Origin of the sequence: Halorubrum sp. CGM5_25_10-8B, from assembly GCF_005435095.1 — an archaeon.
Taxonomy (GTDB): Archaea; Halobacteriota; Halobacteria; order Halobacteriales; family Haloferacaceae; genus Halorubrum; species Halorubrum ezzemoulense.
In genome coordinates this window covers 124,021-140,824 of sequence record NZ_SGTY01000007.1, presented here as the reverse complement: position 1 = coordinate 140,824, position 16,804 = coordinate 124,021, and the positions used below count along the sequence as shown (strand labels likewise).

Sequence of the window (16,804 nt, the reverse complement as noted above, 5' to 3'; positions counted from 1 at the left end):
TGAGGCACGGCGGCGTGTCGTGGGGACGGGTCAATCGGTGGCTAAATCGCTCCGGTGCTGCCCTCGGAGTTCTCTCGGTCAGGCTGGTCTGCCCGCTCGCTTCGGTTGGTGCGGAGCTCTTGTTCTTCACATTCTGTAAGGGCTTCCTCGGGAACGCTGAGATATTTGAGCGCCCACTCCTCGATTTCAGGGAGCGTCATCGGATGGGGAAGTTCGTGATGCCCGACGGGGCGGGCGAGAAAGGTTCCATCAGCGTCGCGGAGGTCCTCGTTGTAGTACCCGACAAAGTACCGCTCGAGGCCCTTCACACCCGGGCCATCCATGATCGTAATCATTTCAAATGAGTTGAGGGCCACCTCGGATTCCAAGCTGAGTGTCGGGTACGTGGAGGAGATATTCACACACGTTGTAGGCGGAGTTCAGGCATAACTGCGCGTAGTCCACATTGAATGTGGAAATGTGAAGACTGTAGCCAATACACCGAGACACGGATCGCAGAAGTATCGGTTTCAGAGGTCGAGAGATCGTTGTTCGAAGAAGCGCCACTCGACGACGTCGAATTGGTTCCTACGCAACAAGGAAGCCATCCTGATTCAGTTGTTGCGTAGGATAGAAATTGCGAGCGGTTGGTTGGCCGGATACCCCTCTTTTTCGAGTTGTAACTAGCTTCGGACCCCCCAATTTCGTGTTGTAACACACCTCCTTTTCGTGTTGTAAATAGCCCGTATCCTGGCGAATAAAGGTCTATTGAACCGAATCCGTGGTTTCAGTCTTCTGTTTGCGGCGGCGATGCTCGGCATATACTTGGCAGAAGCGTTGGCGTCGGCTCCGAAGATTCGATTGGGCGGTGCGGGCCCTGCGTGCTCGGTCAAATGCGAACGGATCGCGATACTGTACGTGCGTCGGGATCGAGACATGGACGAGGTCACCGACTGTTGAGACGCCGAGTTCGCGCAGATAGCGCTTGAGAATCGCTTCGGAGGAGTCGATTTGTGACCGAAGTGAGCGAAGTGTCCGCTCGTGGCCGGTCGGGTTCTCATCGCGGGCTTCGTAGTCGATCTCTTCGAAGTCGATCTCTTCCCAGCGGGGGATGTCGTGGGGCGGCACAGTTACCGTGGTGCGTTCTCGGCCTCGGTCTCAGTCTCATCGACGAGTTCGTCGATAGTCACGTAGAAGGGGCCTGACCAGTTCCGTGCGATGTCGGGGGCGTCGTCGACGCGAGCAAGTTGGTCTGAGCCGTCCGTATCGTCGGCGACGAGTTCGCCGTCGCGAGTGAGCGCGTGCTCGAGGGGAACGAGATATGTTTCGGTGTCGTCGCTGGTGACGGCCCGGCCGTGGTGCCAGATTTGCGGGTGGAACGTCACGCGAACGTGAGTGGCGTCCGGGTGGTCCTCGAGGACACCCATCGTCAGGCTCCGGTCTCGGCGGTATCAGTGGTCGCATCGGTCGACGGGCGAGGAACGGTCGCGCCGACGCCCGGCGGGCCGGGGTCACGGTCCTGGTCGTGGTACGTGTCGTCCCGAGCGTTCATCGAGACCTGTTCTATCTCGTCGCTGTCGTCGGCTTCGTTGGCGTCGTCGTGCTCGTAGTCGTGGTAGTCGCCGGCGACATAGAGCGCGATACGGCCGGAGATCGTGCCGTCGGCGTGAGCGGTGAACAGGACGTGTTCGGTGTTGTATCCGAAGTGGTTGACGGCGAGTTCGTGGAGCTGTTCGGCTTCATAACGGACACGCTCGAGCGCGTCCGTCTCGATATCGAAGGTCATGTTTCGAGTCCCTCACCGACCCGGGGGCGACAAACGGGTGCGGGAACGCGTGTCCTACGCAACAGAGTAGAGTCATTCGACGGCCCAATTGTTGCGTAGGACAGACCGAACCACCATCCGATCATAGTTCTTCGAACGTGAGCTGGCTGGTCGAGTCTGCGGTCATGCCTTCACGCTCGTTCTCACTCTCGCTCTCATACCCGGCTTCGAGAGTGGCGTTGCTGCTCTTCGAGCCCCCGGTAGCCCCTTTGGTCGGTTCGGTCGCGCCGTCGTCAAGTGGCACACCGAAGAAGCGGGCTAACACGCGGTCACGCCCTTCAGCATCGAGGGCTTTCACCGGGTGGTCGCCACGGGCGAGCTGGGCGACACTGACGAACCAGACGCGGTGAGCCTCGAGTTTCAGGGCATCACCGAGCAAGACGTACCCGGTGAGATCGTTGAGGACGAAGTTTAGAACCGCCATTTTCGCGCAGATCGGGTCTTTGTCGTAGCCCAGGAAGACGGCAGGGGCCTCCGGAGCGGTTTCGCGGAGGTGGTTCGCGGTATCGACGAGGAATCGGCCACTTCCACAGCCGGAGACGTCTCCGATGACGAGCGGGTCTTCGGGGGTGGCGTCGCGGAGGTCCTCACCATCGGGGAGGTTCATCGCCGCCATCGCGTGGCTCACCGCCCCCGGCGTGAAGTACTGGGCGAAGTGGCTGCTCGTAAGCCCGTAGTGTTCGTACACACCGCCGAGGATGTCTTTGTTGGTCTGTTCCATCGCGAGGACGAGTCCTCCGAGGGCGTTTGCGTGCTGAGTTGCGAGCTCTCGGACGGTGTCTTCGTCGCGACCGTCGTTTGCGTACCGGGTGAGCGGTTTTTGATAGGCGTCTTCGTCAGCGGTGAAACTGGCGAGTGCGAGGTCGATCCAATCCGAGAACACCTGATACGGCGAATCGCCGGTCTGCTGGCTGATGGCGTCGAGCGGGTCGGTGACGAGTTTTCGATGTTCGCGTTCGAGAAGCGTTGTCATCGGTGGTAGTCCTCGGCTCGTGATTGGTGTGAGATGGCGATTTCGGGGCTGACGAAGCGCCGCGCTCGGTGCGGAACGTCGATGCCCCGGGAGACGGGGAGGAAGATCGAGTCGCGGCCACCACAGACGACGCTCGCGAGCAGTTCGTGTTTACACATCACGCGCCACGGTGCGGACTGCTTGTATGGACACGCGCAGGTCAGGGCGTCGCCCCACGGGATGAGCAGGTACTGGCTGCCGCTTTGGTATTCGCCGACCAGGAGCGGGGCGGGGAGGTCGATGCCGTAGTCAGCGAGTCGGACGGGGTCATCGGTCTGGGTATGCGAGAGCGCGGATTCTCGAAGAACGTACGTGGAATCGAGGGTGCGGTCGCGAGCGAAGGTGTCGGGGTCGGTGTCGTCGTCGACGAGGACCATCCCGACGAAGGCGTTGTGTTCGAGGAGGCGGTCGGCGTCGGGTGGGGGCCCGATACACGTCTCGATGAGTGAGCCGTACGACGAGTCCTTGAGGACCTGACTGAGGTTGGGCCCGGGGATGAGTTCGCGATACCATTTCTCGCGGCGCTGGCGTTCCTCTTCGAGGGCCTGTTCTGGATCGGGGGTTTCGTGAGCGATTCGGAGTCGTGCTGCGAGGAACGCCGGCGCATCCGCGAGGACGGCGTCATCGTCGACGTGGTCGTAGAATCTTTTTTCCTCGTGGATTCGTGCGGCACAGGAGGTTTCAGCGTAGGCGAGGCCGAGCGGTTTCTGCTTGACGCCCTGCCAGGGGAGGGTGGCGGGATCTGTCGGGTCGTACTTCCACGGATTGTAGCTGCCGAGAAGTTGGTCGCGGCGGACGGGGCCACCGCGGATGAAGTCGAGGCGGATCTGGTGTTCGATTGGTTCGACGTTGGCCGGGTCGCGTTCGACGTCGTACTCGTATCCTCGGTCGGTGTGGGCGAGCGCCCCCGGCGGGAGGACGAGGCTAGGCACGTTGCCGTCGGCTGTATGGAGTGTTCGACAGGACATGATTCGGTGGCTGCTGCGGGCGTCGGAGGGACACCCCGCTACCGTTTCGGGGGCGACAAACTGGCCAGGAGTGACCCTCAGAGACCAGCGAGGAGACTGGCGAACTGGTCGAGACGATCGTCAAGTCGCTCAGGCGTATAGACCGCCTCCTGGCGCTCGTAGTAGGTGGCGAGTTCTGAGGCCGACCCCGAGAGCGTGCCGGGTTCGGTGTCGGTCGCGATGGTGAGCGAACACACGGGAGCGTACGTCCGGCGGATGACATCTTTCACGGAATCGGCCGAGGTCTGATCATCGCCAACGCTGATGATGAGTGGGTCGTCGCGCTGGGCTTCGACGAGGTCGTTCGCAAGGCCGATGGCCTCAGCGAGTGGCGTCCCGCCGCCACAGGATGTATCGAGAAGAGATGACTGGACGTGTCGCGTCTCGATGCTGAACGGCTTGACGAGGCGGGCGTTGCCGTGAATGAAGTCGATGACGGCGACGCGGATACCGAGATTCTCGGCGGCGAGGGCGAATCGAGTGAGCGCTTGGGTTGCCACCTCTATCTTCGCGGGCGACCCGCCCCGCATCGACCCCGAGCGGTCGAGGATGAGGACGAGCGCATACTGTTTCTCGTTGCCCATCGTTCGGCTCTTACAGACCCGGGGGTCACCGATGGCGAGGCGGTGGCCGGCGCGAGTATCGTAGGCTCCAGCGGAGAGTCCGCGTCGGGTACTCTTGCGGCGGTCGAGTCGGAGATACATTTCGAGGGTGTCGGCAACCCGACCGACCCCGTCTTCGATGGCGGCCCACTCACGGAGTGAGACAAGATCGTCAGCCACGGGGAGGATTTCGAGGTCGGTGAGGCTCCCCGGCGAGTATCCCGCCCCTCCGCTCTGTCCGCTGTTCTCCTCACTCCCAGTATCTGGTGTCCGCTGGCGACGTTGACGGTCGAGGTGATCGGCGAGCGCGTCGAGTTCGTCTCCGAGCGCCCGTTCGTCGATTTGTTCGCGGTCGGCTTCGGTACGGGCTGCACGCTCGTCGCGGGCAAGGGCGTCTTCGTACGCCGCCTGCGCTTCGTGCTGTGACCGGGAGGAACTCTGTGCGTGGGCCGGACCATCTGGAGTGTCCTGAGTCTCGTCGGACGCACTACCCGTAGAACTCGTAGAACCCGTAGAACCCGTGTTCTCCGTATCTTCCGTGTCCCCGGAATCCTCACCGTCATCAACATCGACATCGCCACTGCCATCCCGCTTGACGCCGGGGGAACCGCTCTCGCTCTCTCCTTCACTCCCACCCTCACTGGACGACAGCGAGTCTTCACTGGCGTCCCCCGTGTCCTGATCTTTTTCCTCGAAGTTCCCGAGCGTGAGCTGGCTACTCTGCTCTCGGGGACGGTGACTCCCAGTCGAGTCGGCCTTAGAGTGCGAGTCAGCGGGAGTGGGCTGCGCTCCTGACTCATCCCCAGCGATGGACTCTGTTTCTGTCCCGTTACCGGCTCCCGGTTTCTCGCGTTCGCGGGCCCGCTCAGTGGCTTGGGCAATCGCCTGTGCCCGGGTCGATGGTTCAGGTTCAGAATCGCCACCGGAGAGGTCGCTGGCGTCGCCGTCATCGCCCTGGTCACTATCACCGCTGGCGTCAGTCCCCCTATCACTACCGGATTCGGAAGAAGGCCCTCCGGCCTCACCGTCGTCGTCACCGTCGCCATCGCTGTCGGTGTCACCCATGTCGTCGGGGATCGTCCTGGAGGAATCGACATCGATATCGTCTGGATTGGGGTCGGCCGTGACTTGCGGTTGCTCGAAGATGTTCTGACGGGGGTCGTCGGTCGCATCTCGTGAGAGCGTGACCTCGCTTGGATCGAAGTCTTCGGGCAGGGGTGACTCGGCGTTCTCACCGGGCGTGGCTGACGCGTCCGCTGTGGCGTTCTGTGGCTGTCCGTTTCCACTGGAGATATCATCGCCGCCGTCGGGGCCGGACGCCGACTCGGGGCGGCCTGTGGCGTCTACGCCGGACTCCTGCTGTTGACTCTGCTCGTCGCCGTCACGCTCCTGAGATTGCCCCTGGCCGTCTTCCCCGGTTTGTTCATCGTCCTGGGCCTGCTGGTGGTCTCGAGTGTCGGCTTCGAGGACGGGCTGGATATGGTCGGTCCAGGTCTGAATAACGCGACGGGCGCGACGGACGGAGGCGGTCTTGTCATGAGCGTGGGTCGTGTCGTCGCGGTCTGTACTCCGAATCGCGAGTGCGTCACGCGAGAGGATGCACAGTTCGGGGTGGATTGCCTCGAACGCGTCGCGGTCGGCCTCGCTTTTGAAGCGGACTCGGTTGTCGTCCTCGTCGAGGAGGACATCCGTGATGCCGGTCGGATAGATGGCTTCGTCGTAGAGACACGAGGTGACGGCATCCCAGAACGAGTAGCGAATCTCTTGTCCGGTGGGGATGTCATCGGGCGTCTGCGAGTGGAGTCGTCGGGTGAGTTCGAGGCGGATGCCAGCGTTGTCGCTGAAGTTTTCGCCGTTGATGGCTTCGCTCTCGATTGCGCCGTCTTCGATGATGTTGATGAGGTCGTGGACCTGCGCGTGATACTGCGAGTCGATTTCGGTATCGAGTAGCTCACCGATGGTGGTGATCGCCGTTTTGAGGATGTGGAGGAGCTCGTGGAAGGCGAGGCCGAATTGGTGGGCGTGGTCGGCGGTGAGTTGGTCGTTGAGCGGGATTCGCGTGAGGTCGGCTTCGTTCCCGGTGACGAGCACGAGATAGTCAGCGTCGACGCCGGCGAGGAACTGTTCGGCCTGAGCGCGTTCGATGTCGGTGGCGTCTGAGGAGACGATGGCGTCGACGTCGGCCGGGAGGACGGCGGCAGTCTGGACACCGGATGTGATTACGACGTCGACGGTCACCTCATCGGGGAGATGACTGAGGATGAACTCGCGGAGTCGGTCAGCGCGCTGTGTGGAGATGCGGGCTCTGGTCGCGGCCTGTGGTGTGAGGTCGCCGATGACCTGCTGGTGTTTGTTGTGTCGATGGTCGAGTGGCATGGTGAATTGGAGTTCTGGACGCCCTCACCGTAGAGGGGTGTACAAACCGGTCAAAATAAATTACAACCCGTTGATGGAAGTCTTGCTACGGACGTATCCGTAGGCGCCATCGGACTGGGGGTTATTGATGATTGGTGGGTGGCTTATTGTTAGATATTTCCGCAAATATAGAGACTCGGTAGTCATATCAAGACGGCTGATTATTGCGTTCCGCACTTACACCACTGTGTTTTGAAAATAAGGTCGGCTGGATTACCCCTCCCCCTGATGTCTACGTATTGGGGTCTCACTCTTCTAGAAGTCGTGGTTGATTCGCATAAGAACCGATGGCTAATCTATTTCAATATTCTTTGTGTTGAGACCACCATGTCTCAGTCACCGTCGACGCAGTCGTTATTCGAGTGGCTTGACGATGGATACCTCAAGCAGCTCGTCGTCAAGCTCAACGCACTCCCGTCGGGTGATCAATTTCAGCGAGAGGTCGTCGAAGATCTCGAACGGAAGCTCGGGATCGTTGGCACCGAGCGGACGTACGCGGAAATCGAGGATGCACACGGGGGGCTCGTTGGCTCCGTTGAGGGTGATGCAAACCGGTTGCCTTGGTGGCTGTCGGAATTCGAATGGACGGTCAATAGCGAGCAAACTTCCGCACTTCACCTCGAGTCCAGCACGCTTGATGAATTCGAAGAGTATCCCCGCGAATCGACCTACATTGAATCGATCGAACTGACTGGTGCCACAACGTTTCGAGATACGCTCGATGCACTTGTGAGCCTTGAGAGTAAGCTCACCGGGATCTTGGATGACGATCCGGCCACCTTCGCGGAGGAATCCGATGTCGACCCGGATGCGTACAGTATGCCGGATCAGTTCTTCGAGTTACCAGACGCGAGTGTCGCAACGACAAACGTTGCCGAGGAGTGGGTACAGCGAGTGATCAGCCTCTGTCCACCGGCAGAACCAACTCTCACCGCACTCCTACGTGTGAATGTAGGTATCGAGTGGCGCCACGCGCAAGGGGCTTTAGACACTGATGAACAGCAGCGATTAGTGACCCTCGAGATCGTTACAACTGAGCAGGAAGACGAGCGGACCTTCAACGAGAAGTACTATGAAAATCTCGTCAAGCTACTCAACACTGCCGCTCCGTTCGACCTTTCGATCGATATTTCTCGAGATAAAGACAAACTCTCTCCGCTTCAGTATCTCTTCTATCGGTCATGGGCAGAAGGTAATGAACGAATTCACGGGGGGCAGCGCTGGCTCCAGGCAGTAAAGAATCAAACGAGCCTCGATCAGGGAGAACAATTTCGGTTCGCCAGATATGCGTTCCGTATGCCATTACGGATTGACAACGATCAACCAGTCTTTACTCATCAGAGTAAATACGGGACAGATTCAGGTGCTCGAAATCAGATTCTCCAATTACTCTCGGAGCACGGGCATACTGCGGAGAATGACTGATAAAGACAATCGTCGTGGGGACGTTCCTGAGGACCAGAGGACGGGGGAAGAATATACTCGAGTCACTGGGTCGAATACAGCAGCCGACAGTGGTGAGGGAGACGAGGAATCGAATCTATCCGACGAAGGGATGGAACTCGCCATCGAACAGATTGAACTCAACAACTCGAACGACCCAGTGGAATCGGTCAGCCCACGACCGGTTTCCAAAGTTAAGCCGGAGGGAGACATCTCGTCGCCTCGGATATCGTTACAGCGAAGCGGTAGCCCTGTCCTGAAATCTCGGACTCCAAAATCCACTGCTAACCTCGCAGATCCGATGCTTACCCCGCAGACGGTTTCGGTCTCCCAGCAGAAAGAGAAGGCGTCAGAACAACCAGTCTCAACCACGAGCCAACAGAACCGACGAATGAACCGGGGACGAACCCTGGGCGGGCAGGAAATCACTGTAACGCGGCTACTCGAACGAGTAGGGCGCGAGTCACGGCCGACCACCCAGCTCACTCCACTAGCAGGAAGTCAACAACTACTGGACGAGCTTGAAGAGTTCGACCCAGTGTTCCAGTGGGGTGGCGGTCTACCGTATAGTAGTGATCGACCCGTTTGCATCGTTCATCGTGCGACAGAAGAGGTGCCGTCGTTTGAATTCCTACAGCGTTCCCTTCGCGATGCGTACTCGGAATCCCGCGGTGGAGAGCCGACTATCAAGCATGCGGAGTTCGTCGCAAACGAACTAAGAGTTCCCGACGTCCCGGGGTCAATCGTCACTATCGACGTCTCGGGGGATGAGTGGTCGCCGTCGCAAACGAACGGACGGCCTGCGATCGAGCATGCTGGCGTCGACATCGTTCCGGATCTCGTCGACCAAGTTGAGACGCTCTACAGTGGCGGGCTCGGATATCTTCTTATCAACATCCCACAACGCTGGGAGGGATCAGTCCGATTCTCCGGATTTACTCATCGTCTCGTCGAACATCTCGCTTCTGTGTCTCTCCCCAAAGCCAGTGAGGAGGAGACGGGTGTTCTCGAGCGACTACAGGCGGCGCCCGTCTCGATCGCGACACCAAGAGTTGAGGAAGATACGTTCGACGATCGGATTGCGTGCTATTACGCGTTTAATGGCATTCCCGGATCCTGGGAGACGATCGCACAAGCGGACACCGTCTTCCAACGGCTTCTACGGAGTGGTCGCTGGACGCAGGTCGCACTCACTGAACGGCAGACTGAAGGCGGAGAGAGCGACCAACACTACAATTGGAAGGGTATACTCACCGAAGGAATGGCTCGGGAACTCTGGCAGGTGATGGATCCTGAGACGCCATTTAATACGTTCGTCCGGGCGACACTCTTGGAGGAGAATCCTTTAGAAAGCGAACACGACTTCGGGGAGAGCGGACCAGTTGCGGACATCTATTTCGACGCGACACGATCCGACGCTGAGGACGCGCTCACTGCGTTCTTGCTTAGTGAAGACGACGAGTCGATTGAGACAGGGTTACCGGCGGTTATCGAGTTCGAGACTGGATTCTCAGAGGGGGCGTTCCAGTATCGGAAGCTATCTGAAGCGCTTGAAAAGTATCACGACTACACGAGTTCGATCGACGCGATTTACATAGTCATCCCACCACGTATCCTCTATCGTGGACGGGAGCAAGCACTACTCGTGCAAGATCTCGTGAAGGCTGAAGCAACGCAGTTCGATGACTTGACCGTCGAACTCTGTGTCCCCGTTCTGGAGAACGGGCGGTGTATTGGGATTCGGCGGGTGGAGCCATTAATTGACACGTTCTATGACAATGACTGATGAGAAGTTCGGCACGTGGTTACTCGCAGAACTCGCTAATTCCTCGCTCGGGGAGGTTCATCTCTCGTTACAGGACGAACGCGGGTGGCTAGCACCAGACCAGCTCAACCATTCTGACGACGACACATACACCTTCACACGTGACGACGGAGGGAACCCAACCGAGCATTACCATCTCGTAACCAACGACACTGGGGACCTGGAACGTGAGTGTTGGAGACGGTATGAATACACGGAGGCTGGTGAGGATTCAGCCGAGTTCCGGACACGGCTCATTCTCGAACTGCCACCCGATGATGACATCTTGGACTGGATGACAGAGTCAATCAGCCTTACGGCGGGTGAGTTTCGAGAACTCGTCGCGCACGACGCAGTGCAGTCGGTGGCTGCTGGGAGAGTGGCCGGACTCGACAGACAGAAGCACGACCTCCAGGAGTTCCTCCGGATGTCGAACGCCGAATGGGGACTAGCGGATCGAACCGGCATACTCCTCGAGGGGCCGCCAGGGACGGGAAAGACGGAACTCGTCATCGAGACCTGCCAAGAGGAGTATAACGCGATGCCAGTGACGATCTCCGGGCCAGAGATCCTCAGCAAATGGGTGGGCGAGTCCGAGCGGCTACTCCGAAAGAAGTTCGACGAAGCCCAAAACACCGACTCGAACGTCCTTTATATAGACGAAATCGATGCTATCGCTCGTAGTCGAAGCGAGGCGTCACAGGAACACAGCGCACAGCTTGTCGCTCAACTCTTAGTCCTGCTCGACGGGGTCGACGCGAAGACTGAGGACGCGCCGAAAGTCATCGCATCGACGAACCTTGCAGAGGTCCTCGATCCCGCACTACTTCGCCCCGGTCGGCTCGGAAACCAACCGATCTCGTTCCCACGTCCGGACCACAAACAGCGTCAAGCGATTATTCACCATTACGTCGAACAGATCCGTCGACGAAATCCCGAGCATCTCCAGACGGATCTCCAAGAGGTAGCCAAGCATCCAACTAGGTCTAGGATGCTCTCGGAACTCAGTAAGTTGACGGATGGATTCACGGGGGCTGATATCGAGGACGTATTTATTGAAGCCGCTGTCAAAGCGCAGACTGGCGGGGACGAGTGCCAGCAACTCACCGCTTCATCGGTTAGAGCCCTCATCGATGATCGGGACATTCAACACTCAAACTTCTACACCGACCAAGAACTTCCACTCAGTAAGAGTGCTTGGCGAACTGTTCGCTTCGCGTCTGCGGGGAATATCGCCGTCATCAACGAGGATGATGCGGTCTCACCTGAGTCCATCGCCAATGCGTGGGCGCGTGAGAGAGGTGAGCCCTCTCAGTCACGATTCCGTGAAGCCACACTAACGGATCTTCTTGTACAGGACCCGACTGACACGCGGGACAGGATAGTCGAGATATTCCAGCGGAACTCAGATAATGGCCTCTGTCTGTATATTGCTGGACTCCCCCATCTCATGCAGATGAAAGAACACACCTCGCTCGCGAATCTCGCTGTGGAGACAATTCACGAACAGCTCCTCCAATGGAATACGGAGAATCTCCTATTGCACGAGATGGCCACTGAGCAAGAGTCATCGGGAAGACTAGCAGGGGAGTATCGAGAGTATACCCATCAATAATCCGCTCCGCAGTATAATTCCTGTTTGGTCTTAGAGGTAGTCGTTGAGCGTTTCGTAGGCGTCTTCGGGATACTGATTCGGTTCCGCGACCGCCCAGAGCTCGTTTTTCGTCGCGGCCTTCGGTGACGCTCCATCCTCGATGTGTTCGCAGAGGATGGTGAGATTCCGGGTCGACAGCGTCGGCCAGGACTCGTTCTGCCGCGTCTGGTGAGCGAACTGGACGATCTTCCGGAGCGTCGGGCGGTCCACCACGATGTCCGTACTGTTGACCTGGCGGTCGAGCGTCTCGACTTCCTCCTCAACGTCCTGGATGTAGGGTTGCTCCAAGGCTCGGAACCGACCACGGGTGGCGGAGTTCATCGGCTCGGAGTCACGGTACTCTCTGGTGGGCGGGTTCATCGTGATGACGAGGCGGGCCGAAGGGTGCGGCTCGACGAGTTCGCCGTGAGACTTGACGAGGAGCGTCCCCTCGTTCAGGAGCCGGTGGAGGGTGATGGCGGCGCCAGCCTGCATGACGGGGAACTCGTTGATGACGATGGTATCGCCGTTCAGCAGTCCTTGTTTAACGGCGCCGTTGCGGGGCACGATGACATCGCCGTCGGGAACGAGCGGCCCGAAGAGGTCCTCGGGTTCAGTCGCTCGATCGACGTCGATGGACTGGTAGCCACGGTTCGTCTTGTGGCAGAGGTACTTGAGCAGGTAGTTCTTCCCCGATCCCCGGGGGCCAACGACTCTAACGGGGACGAGTCCTCGGGCGAGTTTCTTCGCGATGAGTTCGTCGAGCGGGAGCTGGAGGCGTGGGTCGATGGGGACAGCGGGCGGGATGACCTCGCCGTGTTCGTCGACGGGGAGGGCATCGTAGTTCGCATCGGGATGGGTCGCGGCCTTCGGGACGCTGGGATGGTCGGGGTTATCGAGGATGTGGAGACCCGTGGGGACGGGAGTCCCGGCGTTCCGTCCGATGTTGGAGACGTACATCCCGCGTTCGTCGTCGGGGTCCCAGCCTTCGGCTAAGAAGCGCGGTTCGCCGACGGATTCGGTGACGAGCGAGAGGTCGGTGACGCGGGCTTCGCCGAGGCCGGTGTCTGGATTGCTCCGTTGGCTGTAGTAGGCGGCGGCTCGCTGTGCGAGGCGGTGACCGACGGGGACGTGTCGCTGGGCTTCTTTGAGGAGATTCTCGGCGCGGCTCTCGGTGAGGGTTCCGGTGAGGCCGGCGATGTCGTCGGTGCTGGCGCTCGCGAGTGCGGTGAAATCATCGTACCCGGCGTCGTGGAGGGCGTCGTTTATCGAGTCGGTGACGACGCTGATGACGCGGAAGTCTGCGCCGGTGTCGTGTTGGAGTTCGCCGAAGGCGTCGGTGATCACCTGTGGTTCGGGCCCCTGTGGTGAGACGCCGGCGATGGTGGCGCTTCCGCTCTGTGACCGATTCAGTGTGTAGATGCCTGCGTCTGCGCCGTCGTCGATGAGGTCGGCGGCGTCCTGGTCGGAGAGATCAGCGTAGTCGGAGACGCGGAGCGTAACGCGTTCGACGGGGATGTTTCCTCCTTCGCGCTGAAGGAGTCGATTCACGAGGTGCGAGAGGATAACCTGCCCCTCGGGACTGTCGGTACTGTCGGGACTACCGGATGTGGTGGTTGAGGACATGGGATTGAGATTGCGAGGCCGAGTCTGTTCGGCTCCTCCACGCTTCCGGGAGCGACAAACAATACTCAAATTCGCACTCCGACCACGTGCAACGCTCGGTGGCTGGGGGCGGCCTCCGGTGACTCGAGAGAGTTCATCTGCGGTGCGGTCGAGATGCTTTCGAGCCGGCGGTGAGAGGGCTAGGCGTCTCCAAGCCGCTGCTGGAGTCGGTCTTGGACGCGCTGGGCCTGCTGGTCGGTGAGGTCTGCTTCGGTATCGACGCTGATGCCGGGGATATCGACGATATCCTCGAGAGCGTCTGAGAGCGTCTGTTGACTCTCAGGGAGGACCCGATCGACATCGCTGTCGGCTCGCCGGTCGTGTTCTTGCATCGCCAACTGAATCATCATCGCGGGCTTCCTGAACAGTTCGCCAGCGACTTCGAGGTATTCCTGGTAGGAGTTCGAGGCCATCGAGCCTTTGTATTCCTCGAGGAGTGCGATGACCAAGGAGAGCTGGATGTTGAATACGGTGGGGCGGCGTGCGGGCTTAGCGATTGAGGTTGCACGCTCGGCGGCTCGCTCGGCGTATTTGAACGCGACCCCCCAGTAGGTGTAGCAGTCTTCGAGCGAGAAGGGGAGGTCGTCGAAGTCGTAGGCGATGGCGCGGGTCCGTCGGATGGCGATATCGACTTCGATCATCCGCGTGTCGATGTCGTCGTAGATGTTCCGCCACCACTCGCTGATGGGGACGCGACCCTGTTTGCGCTCATGGGCGGCGTTGGTCGCCTGACCGTAGTGGCGTCGAGTGTAGCGCTCACCCATATCCGGGAGGACCGTCCCTGAGTCGGGGAAGAACAGGATGGGTCGCGCCCAGAGTGTTTGAGTGCCTCGGAAGTCGTAGCCGGTCTGGAAACCACCGTAAACAACTGTCTCCGGGGCGTCGGAGTCGGACTCGGTCTCGGCGTCACTCGTGTCACTGTCGGTCTGAGCGGCGCTGACGACGCTCGCGAGACCGTCTTCGTCGACGGCGTTCTCGAGGTCTGCTTCCCCGTTGGAGACGACGTGGCGGAGGCTGGGACAGATGACGACCATCTTGAGCAGGCCGCCCCAGTCGCGGTAGGACACCCATCCGAAGGCGTCGGTTTCGCCTCGTTGCTGGAGCGCACTGATGATGGGGAGATACGCGTCCTGCGGGTTGATGATGCTGTAGGAGTCGCTGGCGATCTGCCAGCGGAATTTGACGTCGTAGCCGAGCGCGTTCAACGCTTTCCGGCGGTCGTCGACGATGTCTTTGTGGTCGCGGACTCGAACGACGGCGTCGGCGCTACTCCCAGCGGCGAGGTCCTCGAGTGAGCGACCAGTGGCGGCTTCGAGGGCGTCGATATCGAGGCCGTGCACATCGCGGATGGCGGTGGTATCGACCCGGCCGCTCGTCTCGACGAAATCGTTAGTCGCCCAGAGTTCGCCTGGACTGGCCTTCGGCAGCACGCGAATCGCCTCTTTGAACGAGCGAGGTGAATCGGCGAGACACCTAGTTTCCGGTGGAATTTCGTCGGGATACGACCCGCTGTCGGTCTCGGTGAGACCGGCGAATTTGATGTCCGTCTCTCGGGTGAGGAGATCTGCCAGGGCAACGGCCGGGCGGCCGGTCACCCCGGACGCGGTATCAGCTCTGTTCGCGTGCTGGGTATCGTTCGTGTTCTTATTCTCGCCCTCGGCCGTGGCCTCGGTTTCAGCCTCGGTCTCGGTCTCGGTCGAGGTGGACGATTCGGTATCGGACGTGGTGGTGGGTTCTGTGGACATTGGAGTGGAGCGGTTTCTCGTACGAAAAGTGGCAACCGCCGTTGGGTGGCACAGCGGTTGTCCAGAGAGACCGGAGAACGGAGATGGGAGTGCGGTCGGGGGCGGTACAACGGTTCGAGAAGAGACGAGCGAAGAGAGGTCAGGACAGGAGCTTCAGCGGAGAGGGGAGAGTAGACCGGAGAGGACGGGAGAGTGATGCCCCTGACAAGTAGCGTGTCGGTGCTTCCTCTGTGAGGGAGAAAGAACGGAGGGTGTTCCGTTCCGAAGATAGAGGGCGAGGTGTGGCACGCCCACGCGGAACCGCACTGGGCCGTTGGTGTCGACACAACACGCTAGGAGCGCTCCGTGTGGACGTCCGCCCTCCACCTCCTCCGGGGGAGACAAACGAGTCCTACGCAACGACTGGACCGACCAGCAAGTGTAGTCAGTTGCGTAGGAACGGGCAGACCGTAGGTCGCGACTCCTGTCTCGAAGGACGCGGAGAACGAGAAGAACTCAAAGAACACGTAGAACCCGCGTTCTACGGGTACTGCGGAGGGTGAGAGTGAGCTGTGGAATCAGGCATCGTCGCCGTCTGCGAGCGCGCTCCGGAACGTCTGTTGGGCGCTCTCGTGGCCCGTGGTTTCCGAGAGCGTCATCTCTCGACCTTCGTGTTCGGGGATGTACTCCTTACCGCCGAAGTACTGGATGAGGCCGGGGCGAGCATCGGTGAGTTTCTTCGCGGTCGCTTTGCTGATGCCGTTCAGTCGGTCGTGGTGGCGACCGAAGCAGATCCAGCCGGCGAGGTCGCCCATCGTGTCGAACTCGCGGACGAGCGTACTGAGGGCGTTCGAGGGAATGGAGAGGCCCTGAACCCGATACAGGGTGCTCGAGGAAACGGAGTCGGTACTCGGGTCTTCCTTGCCGTTCCAGATGGCGAGGAGACGACGGAGGTTGTCGCGCCGGTTACCGCTGTGCCAGAGGACGTCGTCGTATTTCTCTGCGAGTGCAATCTCCTCGGCGTAGGTGATGGCGTCGAGGTCGACGTCCTCGAGGGCGGGCATATCCTCTGGGCTGGGGGCGGTATGCTCTGGGTAGTCGCGGCCGTCGATGGCACGGACGTAGTCTGGACTGCGGAAGTCGCTCCGCTTGATTTCCCAGGTGTCCTCGGTGAGTTCGCGCCGGACGAAGTTCTCGGCGAACAGGTGGTAGTGTTCGACGGCGTAGTCCACGCCCTTGTACGGGGCAAGGAGCGCGATGGCGAGTTGGCAGGCTTTCTCGTCGGAGGCGTCGGGCCCCCAATCGAAGCCGCCGGGGGCGACTCGATGGACGAATAGATGCTTGTCGAGGAGGTTCTCACCGGAGTAGACGAAGTTGCCCCCGATGGAGCGTTCGCCTCGGTACGGTTCGGTCTTCCATTTGATCTTTCTGGAGTAGTCGGTTTTCGCTGGCATGGTGTGGGACGGGGTGGTCACCCGGTGGCGTTTTCAGATGTGGGCGGGCCAGTCGGCGCGGCGCCGTGGTCGCGGTCGTGATAGATGAGGTACTCGTCGCTGCGGAGGAACTCGAGAACACAGTAGGTACATCCGGCGTGGTCAGCGGGCCAGCTGTCGAGTCGATAGAGTGTGTGCGAGTTCCACCGACAATACGGACACTTGCGTTGGTCGCCGGTCTCTGATTCGGATTCGACGAGGG

Annotated in this window: 13 protein-coding genes; 3 read left to right on the top strand and 10 right to left on the bottom strand. The window is 60.1% G+C overall.

Features of this window, described 5'->3' with window-relative positions:
* Positions 1-41: 41 nt before the first annotated feature.
* The 7 genes from EXE51_RS08425 to EXE51_RS08395 all read right to left on the bottom strand — a co-directional run bounded on the left by EXE51_RS08425 (position 42) and on the right by EXE51_RS08395 (position 6,801).
* Positions 42-401 carry a hypothetical protein gene (locus EXE51_RS08425; protein ID WP_137692453.1) on the bottom strand — a complete coding sequence of 120 codons (360 nt, stop codon included), beginning with the start codon at positions 399-401 and terminating at the stop codon, positions 42-44.
* Positions 402-744: 343 nt separating this feature from the next.
* Complete coding sequence (locus EXE51_RS08420; protein WP_137692452.1) at positions 745-1,107, bottom strand: hypothetical protein; 363 nt, start codon at positions 1,105-1,107, stop codon at positions 745-747.
* A gap of 2 nt (positions 1,108-1,109) precedes the next feature.
* Positions 1,110-1,406, bottom strand: a complete 297-nt coding sequence (locus EXE51_RS08415) for a hypothetical protein (RefSeq protein WP_199234042.1) — start codon at positions 1,404-1,406, stop codon at positions 1,110-1,112.
* A gap of 2 nt (positions 1,407-1,408) precedes the next feature.
* Positions 1,409-1,765 carry a hypothetical protein gene (locus EXE51_RS08410; RefSeq protein WP_137692451.1) on the bottom strand — a complete coding sequence of 119 codons (357 nt, stop codon included), beginning with the start codon at positions 1,763-1,765 and terminating at the stop codon, positions 1,409-1,411.
* Between the two features lie 121 nt (positions 1,766-1,886).
* The gene (locus EXE51_RS08405; protein WP_137692450.1) at positions 1,887-2,777 is read right to left on the bottom strand and encodes an N-6 DNA methylase; all 891 of its coding nucleotides are present in this window, start codon (positions 2,775-2,777) and stop codon (positions 1,887-1,889) included.
* A complete protein-coding gene (locus tag EXE51_RS08400; RefSeq protein WP_158413893.1) occupies positions 2,774-3,748 on the bottom strand; it encodes a hypothetical protein in 975 nt (324 codons plus the stop codon). Before EXE51_RS08400 ends, EXE51_RS08405 begins: the two co-directional genes overlap by 4 nt.
* Positions 3,749-3,861: 113 nt before the next feature.
* On the bottom strand, positions 3,862-6,801 hold the full coding sequence (locus tag EXE51_RS08395; RefSeq protein WP_137692448.1) for a VWA domain-containing protein: 2,940 nt from the start codon (positions 6,799-6,801) through the stop codon (positions 3,862-3,864).
* 366 nt (positions 6,802-7,167) lie between these two features.
* Here EXE51_RS08395 and EXE51_RS08390 point away from each other — a divergent pair, with 366 nt between their 5' ends.
* Genes EXE51_RS08390 through EXE51_RS08380 form a run of 3 tightly spaced genes read left to right on the top strand, consistent with a single transcriptional unit; the run spans position 7,168 to position 11,702 of the window.
* The gene (locus EXE51_RS08390; protein WP_137692447.1) at positions 7,168-8,265 is read left to right on the top strand and encodes a hypothetical protein; all 1,098 of its coding nucleotides are present in this window, start codon (positions 7,168-7,170) and stop codon (positions 8,263-8,265) included.
* On the top strand, positions 8,258-10,069 hold the full coding sequence (locus EXE51_RS08385) for a hypothetical protein (RefSeq protein WP_137692446.1): 1,812 nt from the start codon (positions 8,258-8,260) through the stop codon (positions 10,067-10,069). Before EXE51_RS08390 ends, EXE51_RS08385 begins: the two co-directional genes overlap by 8 nt.
* On the top strand, positions 10,062-11,702 hold the full coding sequence (locus EXE51_RS08380; RefSeq protein ID WP_158413892.1) for an ATP-binding protein: 1,641 nt from the start codon (positions 10,062-10,064) through the stop codon (positions 11,700-11,702). Before EXE51_RS08385 ends, EXE51_RS08380 begins: the two co-directional genes overlap by 8 nt.
* A 30-nt stretch (positions 11,703-11,732) precedes the next feature.
* Here the strand turns inward: EXE51_RS08380 and EXE51_RS08375 are convergent, their stop codons facing one another.
* From EXE51_RS08375 to EXE51_RS08365, 3 genes are all read right to left on the bottom strand, one after another.
* Positions 11,733-13,346, bottom strand: coding sequence for an AAA family ATPase (locus EXE51_RS08375; RefSeq protein ID WP_137692444.1), 1,614 nt, complete (start codon positions 13,344-13,346; stop codon positions 11,733-11,735).
* Positions 13,347-13,525: 179 nt separating this feature from the next.
* A complete protein-coding gene (locus EXE51_RS08370) occupies positions 13,526-15,130 on the bottom strand; it encodes a hypothetical protein (protein ID WP_241990609.1) in 1,605 nt (534 codons plus the stop codon).
* A gap of 557 nt (positions 15,131-15,687) precedes the next feature.
* The gene (locus EXE51_RS08365) at positions 15,688-16,563 is read right to left on the bottom strand and encodes a DUF6166 domain-containing protein (protein ID WP_137692443.1); all 876 of its coding nucleotides are present in this window, start codon (positions 16,561-16,563) and stop codon (positions 15,688-15,690) included.
* Between the last annotated feature and the right edge of the window lie 241 nt (positions 16,564-16,804).